General features: G+C 72.3%; 10 protein-coding genes. 9 read left to right on the top strand and 1 reads right to left on the bottom strand.

What is annotated here, in order from left to right; genetic code table 11:
* Nucleotide 1: 1 nt before the first annotated feature.
* Nucleotides 2–1018 carry a sugar ABC transporter substrate-binding protein gene (locus ACFWGJ_RS31530; RefSeq protein WP_210891531.1) on the bottom strand — a complete coding sequence of 339 codons (1017 nt, stop codon included), beginning with the start codon at nt 1016–1018 and terminating at the stop codon, nt 2–4.
* A gap of 244 nt (nt 1019–1262) precedes the next feature.
* Between ACFWGJ_RS31530 and iolC the strand changes: the two genes are divergently transcribed.
* The 9 genes from iolC (at nt 1263) to ACFWGJ_RS31485 (ending at nt 14510) form a co-directional block, all read left to right on the top strand.
* Nucleotides 1263–2213 carry a 5-dehydro-2-deoxygluconokinase gene (gene iolC / locus ACFWGJ_RS31525; RefSeq protein ID WP_387331509.1) on the top strand — a complete coding sequence of 317 codons (951 nt, stop codon included), beginning with the start codon at nt 1263–1265 and terminating at the stop codon, nt 2211–2213.
* A gap of 44 nt (nt 2214–2257) precedes the next feature.
* Nucleotides 2258–3136, top strand: coding sequence for a deoxyribose-phosphate aldolase (locus ACFWGJ_RS31520; RefSeq protein WP_387331507.1), 879 nt, complete (start codon nt 2258–2260; stop codon nt 3134–3136).
* Nucleotides 3137–3182: 46 nt separating this feature from the next.
* Nucleotides 3183–4058, top strand: a complete 876-nt coding sequence (iolB, locus tag ACFWGJ_RS31515) for a 5-deoxy-glucuronate isomerase (protein ID WP_387331505.1) — start codon at nt 3183–3185, stop codon at nt 4056–4058.
* A gap of 36 nt (nt 4059–4094) precedes the next feature.
* A complete protein-coding gene (gene iolD / locus ACFWGJ_RS31510; protein WP_387331504.1) occupies nt 4095–5969 on the top strand; it encodes a 3D-(3,5/4)-trihydroxycyclohexane-1,2-dione acylhydrolase (decyclizing) in 1875 nt (624 codons plus the stop codon).
* A 56-nt stretch (nt 5970–6025) separates the two neighbouring features.
* Nucleotides 6026–7522: a CoA-acylating methylmalonate-semialdehyde dehydrogenase gene (locus ACFWGJ_RS31505; RefSeq protein ID WP_387331502.1), complete on the top strand. Its 1497-nt coding sequence runs from the start codon at nt 6026–6028 to the stop codon at nt 7520–7522.
* Nucleotides 7523–7591: 69 nt separating this feature from the next.
* On the top strand, nt 7592–8374 hold the full coding sequence (locus ACFWGJ_RS31500) for a GntR family transcriptional regulator (protein ID WP_387331500.1): 783 nt from the start codon (nt 7592–7594) through the stop codon (nt 8372–8374).
* A gap of 114 nt (nt 8375–8488) precedes the next feature.
* On the top strand, nt 8489–10987 hold the full coding sequence (locus tag ACFWGJ_RS31495) for a SpoIIE family protein phosphatase (protein WP_387331498.1): 2499 nt from the start codon (nt 8489–8491) through the stop codon (nt 10985–10987).
* Between the two features lie 276 nt (nt 10988–11263).
* A complete protein-coding gene (locus ACFWGJ_RS31490; RefSeq protein ID WP_387331496.1) occupies nt 11264–13756 on the top strand; it encodes a beta-glucosidase in 2493 nt (830 codons plus the stop codon).
* 112 nt (nt 13757–13868) lie between these two features.
* Nucleotides 13869–14510 (top strand): DedA family protein, encoded by a 642-nt coding sequence (locus ACFWGJ_RS31485; RefSeq protein WP_387331494.1) that lies wholly within the window; start codon nt 13869–13871, stop codon nt 14508–14510.
* Nucleotides 14511–14665: the final 155 nt, after the last annotated feature.

The following is a 14665-nucleotide window of genomic DNA, read 5'->3' as shown; positions in this document are numbered from 1 at the left end:
GTCACCGAGTACCCTTCGAGGCGAACTTGGCTATGTCGTCCACGTTGTCCTTGTCGACGAACGCCGGGCCGGTGAGCACGGGCTCCTGGCCGCCTCCGCTGAAGTTGCCGTTGGTCTTGTAGAGCCACAGCGAGTCCACCGACAGGTAGCCCTGCAGGTACGGCTGCTGGTCGACCGCGAACTCGATGTCGCCGCCCTTGACGGCGTCGACCATCTCCTTGTTGAGGTCGAAGGTCGCCACCTTCGCCTTGCTGCCCGCGTCGTCCACGGACTGCACGGCGGTCAGGGCGAACGGGGCGCCGAGCGTGACCACGTAGTCGATCGACGTGTCCTGCTTGAGCTTGGCGTTGATCGTCGACTTCACGGACGGCATGTTCGTGCCGTTCACGTTGAGGGTCGTGGTCTTGCCCTTGAACGTCTTCTTCACGCCGGCGCAGCGGGCCTCAAGGGAGACGCTGCCCTGCTCGTGGATGACGCAGATGTTGTTCTTGGCGCCGAGTGCGTTGAGCTTCTCGCCGAAGGCCTCACCGGCGACGAACTCGTCCTGGCCGAAGTAGGACAGGAGCCCCTGCTCCTTCCAGTCGTCGATGCCTCCGTTGAGACCGACGACGGGGATGCCGGCCTTCTCGGCCTTGGCCACCACGTCCTTCATGGCGTCGGGCTTGGAGAGGGTGACCGCGATGCCGTCGACCTTCTGGTCGATCGCGTTCTGGACGAGGTTGGCCTGCTTGGCCGAGTCCGGGTTGTTCGAGTAGACCAGCTCGACGTTGTCCTTGGCGGCGGCGGTCTCCGCTCCCTTGCGGACGAGGTCCCAGAAGGTGTCACCCGCGGCTGCGTGCGTGATCATCGCGATCTTCATACGGGGGGTGTCGGCCTTGCCGGCCGACGCGTTGCCCGAGTCCTCCTCGGCCTTCTTGCCGCCGGAGTCGCTGGAGCAACCGGTGACCATCAGGGCCGCCGCGGCAGCCGCGGCGACGAGGGCGATTCTGCGGGAACGGGGGCGAGACGTGCGGTCCATCTTTCCGGCACCTCACTGTGCGACAGGGGAGAGGGAGCTAAAACTCGGCAGTTCTGTTGGGAGGGGATGTAAGTCCCTCATATGCCCCGCTGTCAATACTTTGTTAAGACATCATTTCACGGTGACGTGAGAATGTAAGTACAAAGTCTTGACATGGCTCGGCCCCCGGTCTTACACCTAGGACACACCGGTCCCCCGCATCCCGCACCCCCACAAGACCGCATCCACACGAGGAGCGACGCGTATGAGCGAGTCCTTCGACCTGATCACCATGGGTCGCATCGGGGTCGACCTCTACCCTCTGCAGACCGGCGTACCGCTCGCCCGCGTCGAGACCTTCGGCAAGTTCCTCGGCGGTTCGGCGGCCAACGTGGCGGTCGCCGCGGCACGTCTGGGGCGCGCCACAGCGATCGTCAGCCGTACCGGCGATGATCCCTTCGGAGCCTATCTCCACCAGGCTCTCAAGGAATTCGGGGTCGACGACCGCTGGGTCACCCCGGTCGAGGAGTACCCGACACCGGTCACGTTCTGTGAGATCTTCCCGCCCGACGACTTCCCGCTGTACTTCTACCGGCAGCCCAAGGCGCCGGACCTGGTGATCCACACCGACGAACTCGACTTCTTCGCGCTGCGGGCGGCGAAGATCTTCTGGATCACCGGCACCGGACTGAGCGAGGAGCCCAGCCGCTCGGCGACCCTCGCCGCCCTCAAGGCCCGCGACAAGGCCGGCACCACCGTCTTCGACCTCGACTGGCGCCCCATGTTCTGGAAGGACCCGGACGAGGCACGCCCGTACTACACCGAGGCCCTGCGGCACGCCACGGTCGCCGTCGGCAACCTCGACGAGTGCGAGATCGCCACCGGCGTCCGCGAACCGCGGGCCTGCGCCGAAGCCCTCCTCGAAGCCGGCGTGGAACTGGCCGTCGTCAAGCAGGGCCCCAAGGGCGTCCTCGCCGTCCACCGCGACGGCACCACCGCCGAAGTGCCGCCCGTACCCGTCGAGGTGGTCAACGGCCTCGGCGCGGGCGACGCGTTCGGCGGCTCGCTCTGCCACGGCCTGCTGGCTGGCTGGGACCTGGAGAAGACGATGCGGTACGCCAACGCGGCCGGCGCCCTCGTCGCCTCCCGCCTCGCCTGCTCCTCCGCGATGCCGACCGCCGCCGAGGTCGAGGAACTCGTCACCGCCCGCGGCTGAGAAGACCGCGGCCGACCCCGCACCACCCCGAACGGAGCCAGACCTTGAGCATCACCATCCCCGACCTCGTCAGGGTGCGCGTCCAGCACCCCGAGGCCGTGGCCGAAGCGGCCGCCCGCCGCAGCCGACGCCCCCTCGTCGGTGACAGCGGCCGCCTCATGATCGTGGCCGCCGACCACCCGGCCCGCGGTGCGCTCGGCGTCGGCGACCGCAAGCTGGCCATGGCCAACCGTGCCGACCTGCTGGAACGCCTGTGCGCCGCGCTGTCCCGGCCGGGCGTGGACGGGGTGCTCGCCACCGCCGACATCCTGGACGACCTCCTGCTGCTCGGCGCGCTGGAGGACAAGGTCGTCATGGGCTCCATGAACCGCGGCGGCCTGGCCGGCTCCGCCTTCGAGATGGACGACCGCTTCACCGGCCACCGCGCCGAGGACATCGAGCGGCTGAACTTCGACGCGGGCAAGCTGCTGCTGCGCGTCGACTACGACGACCCCGGCTCGCTGACCACGCTGGAGTCCACCGCCCGCGCGATCGACGACATGGCCGCGCGCCGGCTGCCCGTGTTCGTCGAGCCGTTCATCTCCCGCCGCGTCGAGGGAAAGGTCAGGAACGACCTGTCCGCGGAGGCCGTCACCCGCTCCATCGCCATCGCCTCCGGCCTCGGCGGCACCTCCGCCTACACCTGGCTGAAACTGCCCGTCACCAGCGACCCGGACGACATGGGCGCGGCCCTGGAGACCTCCACGCTGCCCGCCGTCCTGCTCGGCGGCGAGGTCGGCGGCGACCAGGAGGGCGCGTACGAGAAGTGGCGCAAGTGCCTGCGGCTGCCCACCGTCCAGGGTCTTGTCGTCGGCCGCTCCCTGCTCTATCCCGCCGAGGGCACCGTGGAGACCGCGGTGGACACCGCGGTCGGCCTGCTCTGACGGGGGATCAGCCCGCCGTGACCGGACACCGGAAGGATCACACCTCATGACCAGCGCACATCACCTGCCCGCGGGCAGGGCCGCGAGCGGGCCGTACGCCGTGGACGTGACGCCCGAGAGCGCGGGCTGGGACCACTCCAGCCTCCGGGTCCTCGAACTGCCCCCGGGCGGAACGCACTTGTTCACCGCGGGGGACAGCGAGTGGATCGTCACCTCGCTGGGCGGCGGCTGCACGGTCGCCGTCACCGACGACTTCGGGCAGGACGAGTTCGAAGTACGGGGCCGCGCGGACGTGTTCAGCGGCGTCAGCGACTTCGTCTATGTGCCCAGGGACGCGACCGCCGCCCTCACCTCCGACGAAGGCGGCCGGTTCGCGCTCACCGGGGCCCGCTGCGAGCGCCGCCTGCCGGCCCGCTACGGGCCCGCCGACTCCGTGCCCGTCGAGCTGCGCGGCAGCGGCACCTGCTCCCGCAGGGTCCACAACTTCGGCGCGGCCGGCGTCTTCGAGTGCGACAAGCTCATCGCGGTCGAGGTGATCACCCCGGGCGGCAACTGGTCCTCGTACCCGCCGCACAAGCACGACGAGAACCGGCCGGGCGAGGAGTCCGAGCTGGAGGAGATCTACTACTTCGAGATCGCCGACCACGAGGGCACCCCCGGCCTCGGCTACCAGCGTGTGACGCCCTCCGGCAACGGCGGCGGCACGGACGTGCTCGCCGAGGTGCGCGGCGGAGACGTCGTCCTGATCCCGGACGGCTGGCACGGCCCCTCGATCGCCTCGCCCGGCCACGACATGTACTACCTCAACGTCATGGCGGGCCCCGGCGCCGACCGGGCCTGGCTGATCTGCGACCACCCCGACCACGCCTGGATCCGCGACACCTGGCCGGATCAGCCCGTCGACCCCCGGCTGACCCCCTGACCCTCTCCACCCCCTCCGCGAACCAGTGAGGAACCGATGAGCCGCTCCACCCTCCGTCTGACCGTCGCCCAGGCACTGGTGCGTTTCCTGGCCGCGCAGTACACCGAACGCGACGGCGCACGGCACCGGCTGATCGCCGGCACCTGGGGGATCTTCGGCCACGGCAACGTGGCAGGCCTCGGCCAGGCGCTCCTGGAGGCCGGCGAGGACACCATGCCCTTCCACCAGGGCCGCAACGAACAGGCCATGGTGCACGCCGCCGTCGGCTACGCCCGCCAGCTCGACCGGCTCTCCGCGCAGGCCGTCACCACCTCCATCGGCCCCGGCGCCACCAACCTCGTCACCGGCGCGGCCCTCGCGACCATCAACCGCCTGCCCGTGCTGCTCCTGCCCGGCGACTACTTCGCGACCCGCGCCGCCGACCCGCTGCTCCAGCAGCTGGAGCACCCCGTCGAGGCCGACCTGTCCGTCAACGACACCCTGCGCCCGGTCTCCCGCTACTTCGACCGCATCCACCGACCCGAGGCGCTGATCCCCTCCGCCCTCAACGCGATGCGGATCCTGGCCGACCCCGTCGACACCGGCGCCGTCACCCTCGCCCTGCCGCAGGACGTGCAGGCCGAGGCGTACGACTGGCCCGAGGAGTTCTTCGCCGACCGCGTCTGGCACGTGCGCCGTCCGGCGCCCGAACCGGCCGAGCTGGCCGCCGCGGCAGAGGCCGTACGCGGCTCCCGGCGCCCCCTGCTCGTCGCGGGCGGCGGCGTCCACCACAGCGAGGCCGAGCAGGCCCTGAAGGCGTTCGTCGAGGCCACCGGCATCCCGGTCGCCTCCACCCAGGCAGGCAAGGGCTCGCTGCGGTACGACCACCCGGCGGACGTCGGCGGCATCGGCCACACCGGCACCGCCGTCGCCGACGACCTGGCCCGCACCGCCGACCTGGTGATCGGCGTCGGCACCCGCTACTCGGACTTCACCACCGCCTCCGCCACGCTCTTCCAGGAGCCGGACGTGCGGTTCGTGAACCTCAACGTCGCCGCCTTCGACGCGCACAAACTGAGCGCCCGCACCCTGGTGGCCGACGCCCGCGCCGGACTGGAAGCCCTCACCGAGGCGCTCGCCGGGCACCGCGTGGACACGGCGTACGAGGCCGAGTACCGCGCGGGCAAGGAGCGCTGGGAACAGATCGTCGACTCCGTCTACCGGGCCGACGACGAGCACGCGGTCCCCACCCAGACGCAGGTCGTCGGCGCCCTGGACGCCGTGGTCGGCGACGACGACGTGGTGATCAACGCGGCCGGCTCGCTCCCCGGCGACCTGCACAAGCTCTGGCGCGCCCGCAGCCGGCGCCAGTACCACCTGGAGTACGGCTACTCCTGCATGGGCTACGAGATCCCGGCCGGCATCGGCGTCCAGCAGGCCGCCCCGGGCACACCCGTCTGGTCCCTGGTCGGCGACGGCACGTACCTCATGATGCCGACCGAGATCGTCACGGCCGTCCAGGAGGGGCTGCCCGTCAACCTGGTGCTCATCCAGAACCACGGGTACGCGTCCATCGGCGGCCTCTCCGAGGCGGTGGGCGCCGAGCGCTTCGGCACCGCCTACCGCTACCGGTCCCCGGACGGCACCTTCACCGGCGATCCGCTGCCGGTCGACCTGGCCGCCAACGCCGCCAGCCTCGGCATGGACGTGCTGCGCGCCAAGACCGTGGGCGAACTGCGGGAGGCGCTGGCCACCGCCCGCGCGTCCGACCGGCCAACCTGCGTGTACGTCGAGACCGACCCGACGCCCACCTCGCCCGGCGCCGAGGCCTGGTGGGACGTACCCGTCGCCGAGGTCGCCTCCCGCGAGGCCGCCACCAGCGCCCGTACGACGTACGAGCGGCAGGTCGCCGACCGCCGCCGCCACCTCTGATCCCGCCCGCCCCCTGCCTCCCCCCCGCTCAGCTCACGATTAAGGACCGGCACCGCATGAAGAACATCGACCACTGGATCGGCGGGAAGCCCGTCGCGGGTGCCTCCGACCGCTTCGGACCCGTGTACGACCCGGCCACGGGCGCCCAGGAGAAGCAGGTGCCCCTCGCCTCCGTGGACGAGGTGGACACCGCCGTCGCCTCCGCGAAGGCCGCCTTCGAGAGCTGGGGCACCGCTTCGCTCGCCAAGCGCACCTCGGTCCTGTTCAAGTACCGCGAACTGCTCGACGCGCACCGCGACGAGATCGCCGAGCTGATCACCGCCGAGCACGGCAAGGTGCACTCCGACGCGCTCGGCGAGGTCGCCCGGGGCATGGAGATCGTCGAACTCGCCTGCTCGGTGCCGCAGTTGCTCAAGGGCGAGCTGTCCACGCAGGTCTCCACCCGGGTCGACGTGGCCGCGATCCGCCAGCCCCTCGGGGTCGTCGCGGGCATCACGCCTTTCAACTTCCCGGCCATGGTGCCGATGTGGATGTTCCCGCTCGCCATCGCGTGCGGCAACACCTTCGTGCTCAAGCCCAGCGAGAAGGACCCCTCCGCCTCCGTCCGGCTGGCCGAGCTGGCGAGCGAGGCCGGACTGCCGGACGGCGTGCTCAACGTCGTGCACGGCGACAAGGCGGCCGTCGACCGGCTCCTGGAGCACCCGGACATCACCGCCGTCTCCTTCGTCGGCTCCACGCCCATCGCCAAGTACATCCAGATCAAGGGCATCGAGCACGGCAAGCGCGTGCAGGCCCTCGGCGGCGCCAAGAACCACATGCTGGTCCTGCCCGACGCCGACCTGGACTTCGCCGCCGACCAGGCCATCAGCGCCGCGTACGGCTCGGCCGGCGAGCGCTGCATGGCCGTCTCGGTCGTCGTCGCCGTCGGCGGCACCGGGGACGAACTGGTCGAGAAGATCGCCGAGCGCGCCAAGGGCCTGAAGATCGGCCCCGGCAGCGACCCGGCCTCCGAGATGGGCCCGCTCATCACCCGCGAGCACCGCGACAAGGTCGCCTCGTACGTCGCGGGCGCCGCCGCCCAGGGCGCCGAGGTCGTCGTGGACGGCACCGGCCTCACCGTGCCCGGCCACGAGGACGGCTTCTTCCTCGGCGTCTCGCTCCTCGACAAGGTGCCGCTCACCGCGGACGCCTACCGGGACGAGATCTTCGGCCCGGTGCTGTGCGTGGTCCGCGCCGAGACCTACGACGAGGGCATCGTGCTGATCAACGCCTCCCGCTGGGGCAACGGCACCGCGATCTTCACCCGGGACGGCGGCGCGGCCCGCCGCTTCCAGCTGGAGGTCCAGGCCGGCATGGTCGGCGTCAACGTGCCGATCCCCGTCCCCGTCGGCTACCACTCCTTCGGCGGCTGGAAGGACTCCCTCTTCGGCGGCCACCACATCTACGGCAACGACGGCGTCGCCTTCTACACCCAGGGCAAGGTCATCACCACCCGCTGGCCCGACCCGGCCGACAGCGGCGGCATCAACCTCGGCTTCCCGAGCCACTCCTGACGCTCCGCCGGAGCCACCCGCGCACGGACATCCGAAGGAACGCACGTACATCCGAAGGAAGGGGCACGAGTGGCAGAGACCGGAACCACACGTCCGGCCACCGCCGGGGCCTTCGACCGGCTGGAGGTCGCCCTGGACCGGGGCAGCCCGATCCCGCTCTACTACCAGCTCGCCCAGCAGCTGGAGTCCGCGATCGAGCACGGGGCGCTCGCCCCGGGCGACCTGCTGGGCAACGAGGTGGACATCGCCGCCCGCCTCGGCCTGTCCCGGCCCACCGTCCGCCAGGCGATCCAGTCCCTGGTGGACAAGGGCCTGCTGGTACGCCGCCGGGGCATCGGCACCCAGGTGGTGCACAGCCAGGTCAGACGCTCCCTCGAACTGAGCAGCCTGTACGACGACCTGGCCACCGCCGGACAGAGCCCCGGCACCCGGGTGCTGCGCAACGAGATCGAGTCGGCCTCGGCGGAGGTCGCCGCGGCCCTCGGCATCCCCGAGGGCCGGGACGTCATCGTGCTGGAGCGGCTGCGCACCACCCACGGCGAACCCGTGGCCCACCTGCGCAACCATCTGCCCGCCACCCTCCTCGACCTGGACACCGAACGGCTGGAGGCGACCGGCCTCTACCGGCTGATGAAGTCCGCCGGCATCACCCTGCACAGCGCCCACCAGACCGTGGGCGCCCGCAGCGCCACGGCGGAGGAGGGCACACTGCTCCACGAACCCGCGGGAGCCGCCCTGCTCACCATGCGCCGCACGGCCTACGACGACACCGGGCGGGCCGTGGAGTACGGGACCCACGTCTACCGCGCGGCCCGCTACACGTTCGACTTCCAGTTGCTCGTCCGCCCCTGATCGGGTGCGTCCGCCGGGCTCCCCGGCCCTTCGCGGCGGTACGTTGGGCCCGTACGGCGTGTGCACCGGGCGCGGCGCACGGGAAGACCACTCCCAGCGACGGAGAGGGTCAGGGTGTCGACGAGCGAGGAGAACGGCGTGGCGGCGCGTCGGTTCGACGTGGCGGACGCCGCGGTGGTGCTGCTGGACGCCCGGCTGGCGGTGTCCGGCTGGACCGCGGACGCCGAGCGGCTGTTCGGCCACCGCAGCGCCGAGGCCGTGGGCCGGCCCGCGGCGGACCTGCTGATGCCCGAGGACGCCGCGCGCCTGCCCGGCCTGGCGCGCCGGTGCGTGCGGGACGGCCGCTGGACCGGGCTCCTCGCGGTGCGCCACCGGGACGGCCACCCGGTCGTCGCCACCGTACGGGTGCTGCCCGCCGTGGAGGCCGTGGACGGCCCGCCCCGCTGGGTGGCCCTGGCCGCCGACACCGCGGGCACCCCGGGCTGGGGCATGAGCCGCGGGGTGCTGGAGCGGATGGCCGCCCACTCGCCGATCGGCATCGCCATCGTCGACACCGACCTGCGCTTCGTCTGGTCGAACGCCGCCCTGGAACAGTTCGGCGGCGGCCCCGGCCACGAGCGCATCGGCAAGCGGCTCGCGGACATACAGCCCGGTCTGGACGCCGCCGCCCTGGAAGGCGTGATGCGCCAGGTCCTGGAGAGCGGCGAGACCGTCGCGGGCTACGAACACGTCGGTACGGTCCGTTCTGCACCGCACCGCCAGACCGCCCACGCCATGTCCTTCACCCGGCTCGACGACGACGAGGGCACCCCGCTCGGCGTCTACTACACCGTCGTGGACGTCACCGAGCGCTACCGGGCCCGAGAACGCCTCACCCTCCTGGACCGGGCGGGCAAGAGCATCGGCCGCACCCTGGACGTCACCCGCACCGCCCAGGAACTGGCCGACCTCGCGGTACCGGGGCTCGCCGACCTCGTCACCGTCGACCTGCTGGAGACCGTCCTCGAAGGCGGCGAACCGGCGCACGGACCGACGGGCGGGTACGGGGACGGGCCGGACGCGGTCCCGCTGCGCCGGGCCGGCCACCGCTCGGTCGACGACCAGGACCCGGAGACCTCCGCCGGGATCGGCCAGGTGGCCCGGTACCGCGCCGACGCACCCCCGATCACCGCCCTGACCGGCGGCAGGTCCTGGATCGAGGAGCGCCTGGACCCGCTGGCCGGGGCGTGGACCGCCGATCCGCCCCGGGGCGGGGCCGCCGTCCCCGTCGGCCCCGGACCGCACACCGCGATGATCGTGCCCGTCCGGGCCCGCGGCACCACGCTCGGCATCACCACGTTCTTCCGCAGCCGCCGCAAGGAGCCCTTCGACCACGACGACCTGGGCCTCGCCGAGGAGTTCGTGGCCCGCGCCGCCCTGTGCCTCGACAACGCCCGCCGCTACACTCGCGAACGCGACGCGGCACTCGTCCTGCAGCGCCATCTGCTGCCGCACCGGCTGCCCGAACAGGACGCGATGGAGGTCGCCGCCTGCTACCGGCCGGCCGACGAGCTGACGGGCCTCGGCGGGGACTGGTTCGACGTCATCCCGCTGTCGGGCGCCCGGGTCGCGCTCGTCGTGGGCGATGTCGTCGGGCACGGCATCGAGGCCGCCGCCACCATGGGCCGGCTGCGCGCCGCCGTACAGACCCTCGCCGACCTGGACCTGCCGCCCGAGGAGGTGCTGGCCCACCTGGACGACCTGGTCGACCGGGCCGCACAGGAGGACGACCCCGGGACGGCACCCCACGCCGACGGCGTCCCCCGCGCCGACGGCGTCCGCGCGAAGGGCGCCAGCTGCCTCTACGCCGTGTACGACCCGGTCGGCGGCCGGCTGTCGATGGCCGCCGCTGGCCACGGCCTGCCCGCCGTCGTCGCCCCGGACGGCACGGTGGACTTCCCCGACCTGCCGCAGGGCCCCGAACTGGGCGTCGGCGGACCGCCCTTCGAATCCGTCGAACTGACCCTCGCGGAAGGCGGCGTGCTCACCCTGTGCACCGACGGTCTGCTCGCCGCCGAGGGGCCCGCGGACCGGCGGGACGCCGCCGCCGACCGGGAACGGCTGCGCCGCGTGCTCGGACGCAGCGCCCCCGACCTCGACGAACGCTGTCTGGCCGTGGTGGACGCCCTGGTCCCCCCGCGCCCGCCGGACGACGTGGTGCTGCTGATGGCCCGCGCCCGCCGGCTGCCGGCGGACCGGACGGTGTCCTGGGAGCTGCCCGGTGACCCGGCCTCGGTCGCCGAGGTCCGTAAGCGCACCTCGCGGCAGCTGTGCGAATGGGGTCTCGACGAGCTGACCTTCTCGACCGAACTCGTCGTCAGCGAGCTGTTCACCAACGCGATCCGGCACGCGGACGGCCCCATCAGGCTGCGGCTGATCATGTCGAGGACCCTGTGCTGCGAGGTGTGGGACGCCAGCCCCACGGCCCCGCACCTGCGTCATCCGAAGACGACCGACGAGGGGGGCCGCGGTCTCTTCCTGGTCTCCCAGTGCACACAGCGCTGGGGGACCCGCTACACCCAGGACGGCAAGATCATCTGGACGGAACAGTCCCTGGCCGGCCCCACGTTCTGACCGTGGCCGGCGACCCGGCGACCCGGCGACCCGGCGACCCGGCGAACGGCGATCCGGCGATCCGACGGACCGGCGACCCGGCCGACCGGTCGCAGTCAGCTGCCTCGTCGGTCCCGGCTGACCGGTGCGGTCATATTTTCTGCTGTGACGGCGGCGCCTAACACCGGGACAAGTCCCTTTTGTCGCATAGTGCGTCCGGAGGGCGAACCAGCACGGCCGCCCGCGCGCCCCGCGGTTCACCTCCTCGTGCCCGCACCCAACGAGGAGTGACGCCTCATGTCCGACCCTGTCTCCCGGCGGCCCGTCCCCCGGCGGTCCATGTCCCGCCGGTCCGTCCTGCGCCTGCTGGGCGGCGCGACCGCCGTGGCCCTCGCCGCGACCACCGGCTCTCCCGCGTCGGCCCGCGCGGCCGTACGGGAACCCGCCGCGGGCCCCCGCGTCGAGAGCCTGCTCGCCCGGCTCACCCTGGACGAGAAGATCTCCCTGCTGCACGGCGCCACCGACCCCGAGGCCCTGGGCCAGGCCGGCTACGTCCCCGGCGTGGCACGGCTCGGCATCCCGCCCCTGCGCCTCGCCGACGGCCCCGCCGGAGTCCGCGTCAAACAGCGCGCCACCGCCCTGCCCGCACCCGTCCTGCTCGCCTCCGCCTTCGACCCGGACCTCGCCCGCCGCTACGGCCGGGTCATCGGCCACGAGGGCCGCGCGCTCGGCCAGGACGTGCTGCTCTCCCCGATGGTCAACCTCGTCCGCACCCCGTACGCGGGCCGCAACTTCGAGACCTTCAGCGAGGACCCGCTGCTCTCCGCCGACCTCGTCGCCGAGGAGATCAAGGGCATCCAGGGCGAGGGCCTCATCGCGACCGTCAAGCACTACGCGATGAACAACCAGGAGAAGGACCGCGAGACCGTCGACGTCCGGGTCGACGAGCAGACCCTCAACGAGGTCGAACTGCGCGGCTTCGAGGCCGCCGTCGGCGCCGGCGCCCGCGCCGCCATGGGCGCCTACAACAAGGTCAACGGCGTCTACGCCTGCGAGAACAAGGAACTCCTCACCGGCATCCTGCGCGACCGCTGGGGTTTCCAGGGCTGGGTGATGACCGACTGGTACGCCGCCCACAGCACCGTCGCCTCGCTCACCGCGGGCCTCGACATGGAGATGCCGAACAGCAGGTACTTCGGAGCCGCCCTCAAGAAGGCGGTCCAGGACGGCGGCGTCTCCGAGGAGTACGTCGACCGGTCCGTACGCCGCGTCCTCACCGCGATGGACGACTTCGGCCTCCTCGACGGCAGCGCCCCGCCCCGCCCTCGCCGCGACCCCGCGGCGGGCGCGGCCGTCGCCCTGGAGGTCGCCAAGGCGGGCGCCACCCTCCTGCACAACAAGAACGCCGCCCTGCCCCTCACCGGCGAGGCCGCCCGCAGCATCGCCGTCATCGGACCCACCGGCTCCCTGCCCTTCGTCAGCGGCGGCGGCAGCGCCCACGTCGTCCCCGACCACGCCGACAGCCCCCTGGAAGCCATCAGATCCCGCGCGGGCAAGGACGCCCGGGTCGTCCACGCACTCGGCGAGGACCTGTACGGCAAACCTCTCCCGAAGAACGCCCTCTCGGCGGGCATCACCCCCGAGGCACAGCGCGTCGCCGCGGGCAGGACCTGGACGTACGACGGCACCCTCACCGTCGAGGACGCCGACGAGTGGACCTTCGTCATCCACTACTCCGGTACGCGGCCCAAGGTGCTCCTCGACGGGAGCGAACTCTTCCCCGTGGTGGCCGGGCTCGCCGAGCAGTTCGCCGGCGGCCTCGTGTCGGCCGCCCCCGACGGCATGGTAGTACGGCGCAAGACACTCGACCTCACCCCCGGCGGTCACCGGATCGAGATCACCGCGAAGGGCGGGGACGCGGGGCAGACTTTCCGGCTGCGGCGCGTCACCGGCGCGACCCGCGGCCAGGACGTCGCCGAGGCCGTACGCGCCGCGTCCGCCGCGCACAGCGTCGTCCTCTTCGCCTACGAGGACGCCACCGAGAACCAGGACCGCACGAGCCTCGTGCTCCCCGGCCACCAGCCGGCCCTGATCGAGGCGGTGACCGCGGCCAACCCGCGCACCACCGTCGTCCTCAACACCTCCTCCTCGACCGCGATGCCCTGGCTGGAGCGCACCGCCGCCGTGCTGCAGATGTACTACCCCGGCCAGGAGGGCGCGGCGGCCACCGCGGCCGTCCTGTTCGGCGACTGCGACCCCGGCGGACGGCTCACCCAGTCCTTCCCGGCCGACGACGAGAGCCACCCCGTCGCCGGTGAACCGCGCCGCTACCCGGGCGTGAGCGGCGTCGAGGAGTACTCCGAGGGCATCCACACCGGCTACCGCTGGTACGACGCCAAGGGCGTACGGCCGCTGTTCCCGTTCGGGCACGGACTCTCGTACACCTCCTTCGCCTACGAGGACCTGGCGGTGGAGCGGACCGGGGACGGGCTGGACGTCGTCTTCACCGTGCGCAACACCGGGCGGCGGGACGGCGTCGACATCCCGCAGGTCTACGTGGGCCCCTCGCCCGACCTGCGCGTCGAGCGCGCCGTACGCGTGCTGAGCGGCTACCGGCGGCTCGCGCTGCGGGCGGGGGAGTCGCGCAGGATCACCGTGCGCGTCGACGCCCGCACGCTGTCCTCGTGGGACCCGCGCAGGTCCGGCTGGGTGCTCGGCACCGGGCGGCGGACCGTATGGATCGGGGCCTCCTCCCGTGACCTGCGGCTCCGTACCACGGTGGCCGTGTGAGGGCCCGGCGGGCCGTCGGACAGGGGGCGTGAACCGGTAGGCTTCCCGGCGTGCGCGCGACCGAGCGCACGCCGGGCCCGGCCCGGACCGCGGTGATGGGGAGGAACCGGCGTTGCACGTCCAGGAATGGCTAGAGACCGTGCCTGCGGTCAGCATCTACGCGCTGGTGGGCCTGGTCATCGGCCTGGAGAGCCTGGGCATCCCGCTGCCGGGCGAGATCATCCTCGTCTCCTCGGCGCTGCTCGCCTCCCAGCACGGTGACATCAACCCCGTGATCCTCGGCGCCTGCGCGACGGCCGGCGCGATCATCGGTGACTCCATCGGGTACGCCATCGGCCGCAAGGGCGGACGCCCGCTGCTGGCCTGGCTCGGCGCGAAATTCCCCAAGCACTTCGGCGAGGGCCATATCGCCACCGCCGAGCGGTCCTTCGAGAAGTGGGGCATGTGGGCCGTCTTCTTCGGCCGCTTCATCGCCCTCCTGCGCATCTTCGCGGGCCCGCTCGCGGGTGTCCTGCGCATGCCGTACTGGAAGTTCCTGATCGCCAACGTCCTCGGCGGCATCATCTGGGCGGGCGGCACCACGGCGGTCATCTACTACGTGGGCGTGGTGGCCGAATCCTGGCTCAAGCGCTTCTCCTGGCTGGGCCTGGTCCTCGCGGTCCTCATCGGCATCACGTCCATGCTGATCATGAAGCGCAAGGCAAAGAAGATGACGGCGGAGCCGAAGGCGGAGCCGGTCCCGGCGACCGACTAGCCCCGCAAGGTCCCCCTCAGGGGCGCGGGGAACGGCGCGCCCAGCCACAACGGACCCGCACTCGGCGTACGGCCCCCTGGGCCCCGGCTGTTCACTGCGGGCCGGTGGGGGCGGGCCGCGCAGTTCCCCGCGCCCCTGAAGGGGCACGCCCTGCC

It is taken from the genome of Streptomyces sp. NPDC060205, from assembly GCF_042728395.1.
Lineage (GTDB): Bacteria > Actinomycetota > Actinomycetes > Streptomycetales > Streptomycetaceae > Streptomyces.
Note: the sequence above shows the minus strand (reverse complement) of the source record. Positions and strands in the feature narration are given on the sequence as shown.

What these genes read in the sequence shown, in the direction of transcription:
- ACFWGJ_RS31530 (WP_210891531.1), bottom strand. Translation starts at nt 1,018, where the DNA reads ATGGACCGCACGTCTCGCCCCCGTTCCCGCAGAATCGCCCTCGTCGCC.
- ACFWGJ_RS31505 (WP_387331502.1), top strand. Translation starts at nt 6,026, where the DNA reads ATGAAGAACATCGACCACTGGATCGGCGGGAAGCCCGTCGCGGGTGCC.
- ACFWGJ_RS31490 (WP_387331496.1), top strand. Translation starts at nt 11,264, where the DNA reads ATGTCCGACCCTGTCTCCCGGCGGCCCGTCCCCCGGCGGTCCATGTCC.
- iolD (WP_387331504.1), top strand. Translation starts at nt 4,095, where the DNA reads ATGAGCCGCTCCACCCTCCGTCTGACCGTCGCCCAGGCACTGGTGCGT.
- iolC (WP_387331509.1), top strand. Translation starts at nt 1,263, where the DNA reads ATGAGCGAGTCCTTCGACCTGATCACCATGGGTCGCATCGGGGTCGAC.
- iolB (WP_387331505.1), top strand. Translation starts at nt 3,183, where the DNA reads ATGACCAGCGCACATCACCTGCCCGCGGGCAGGGCCGCGAGCGGGCCG.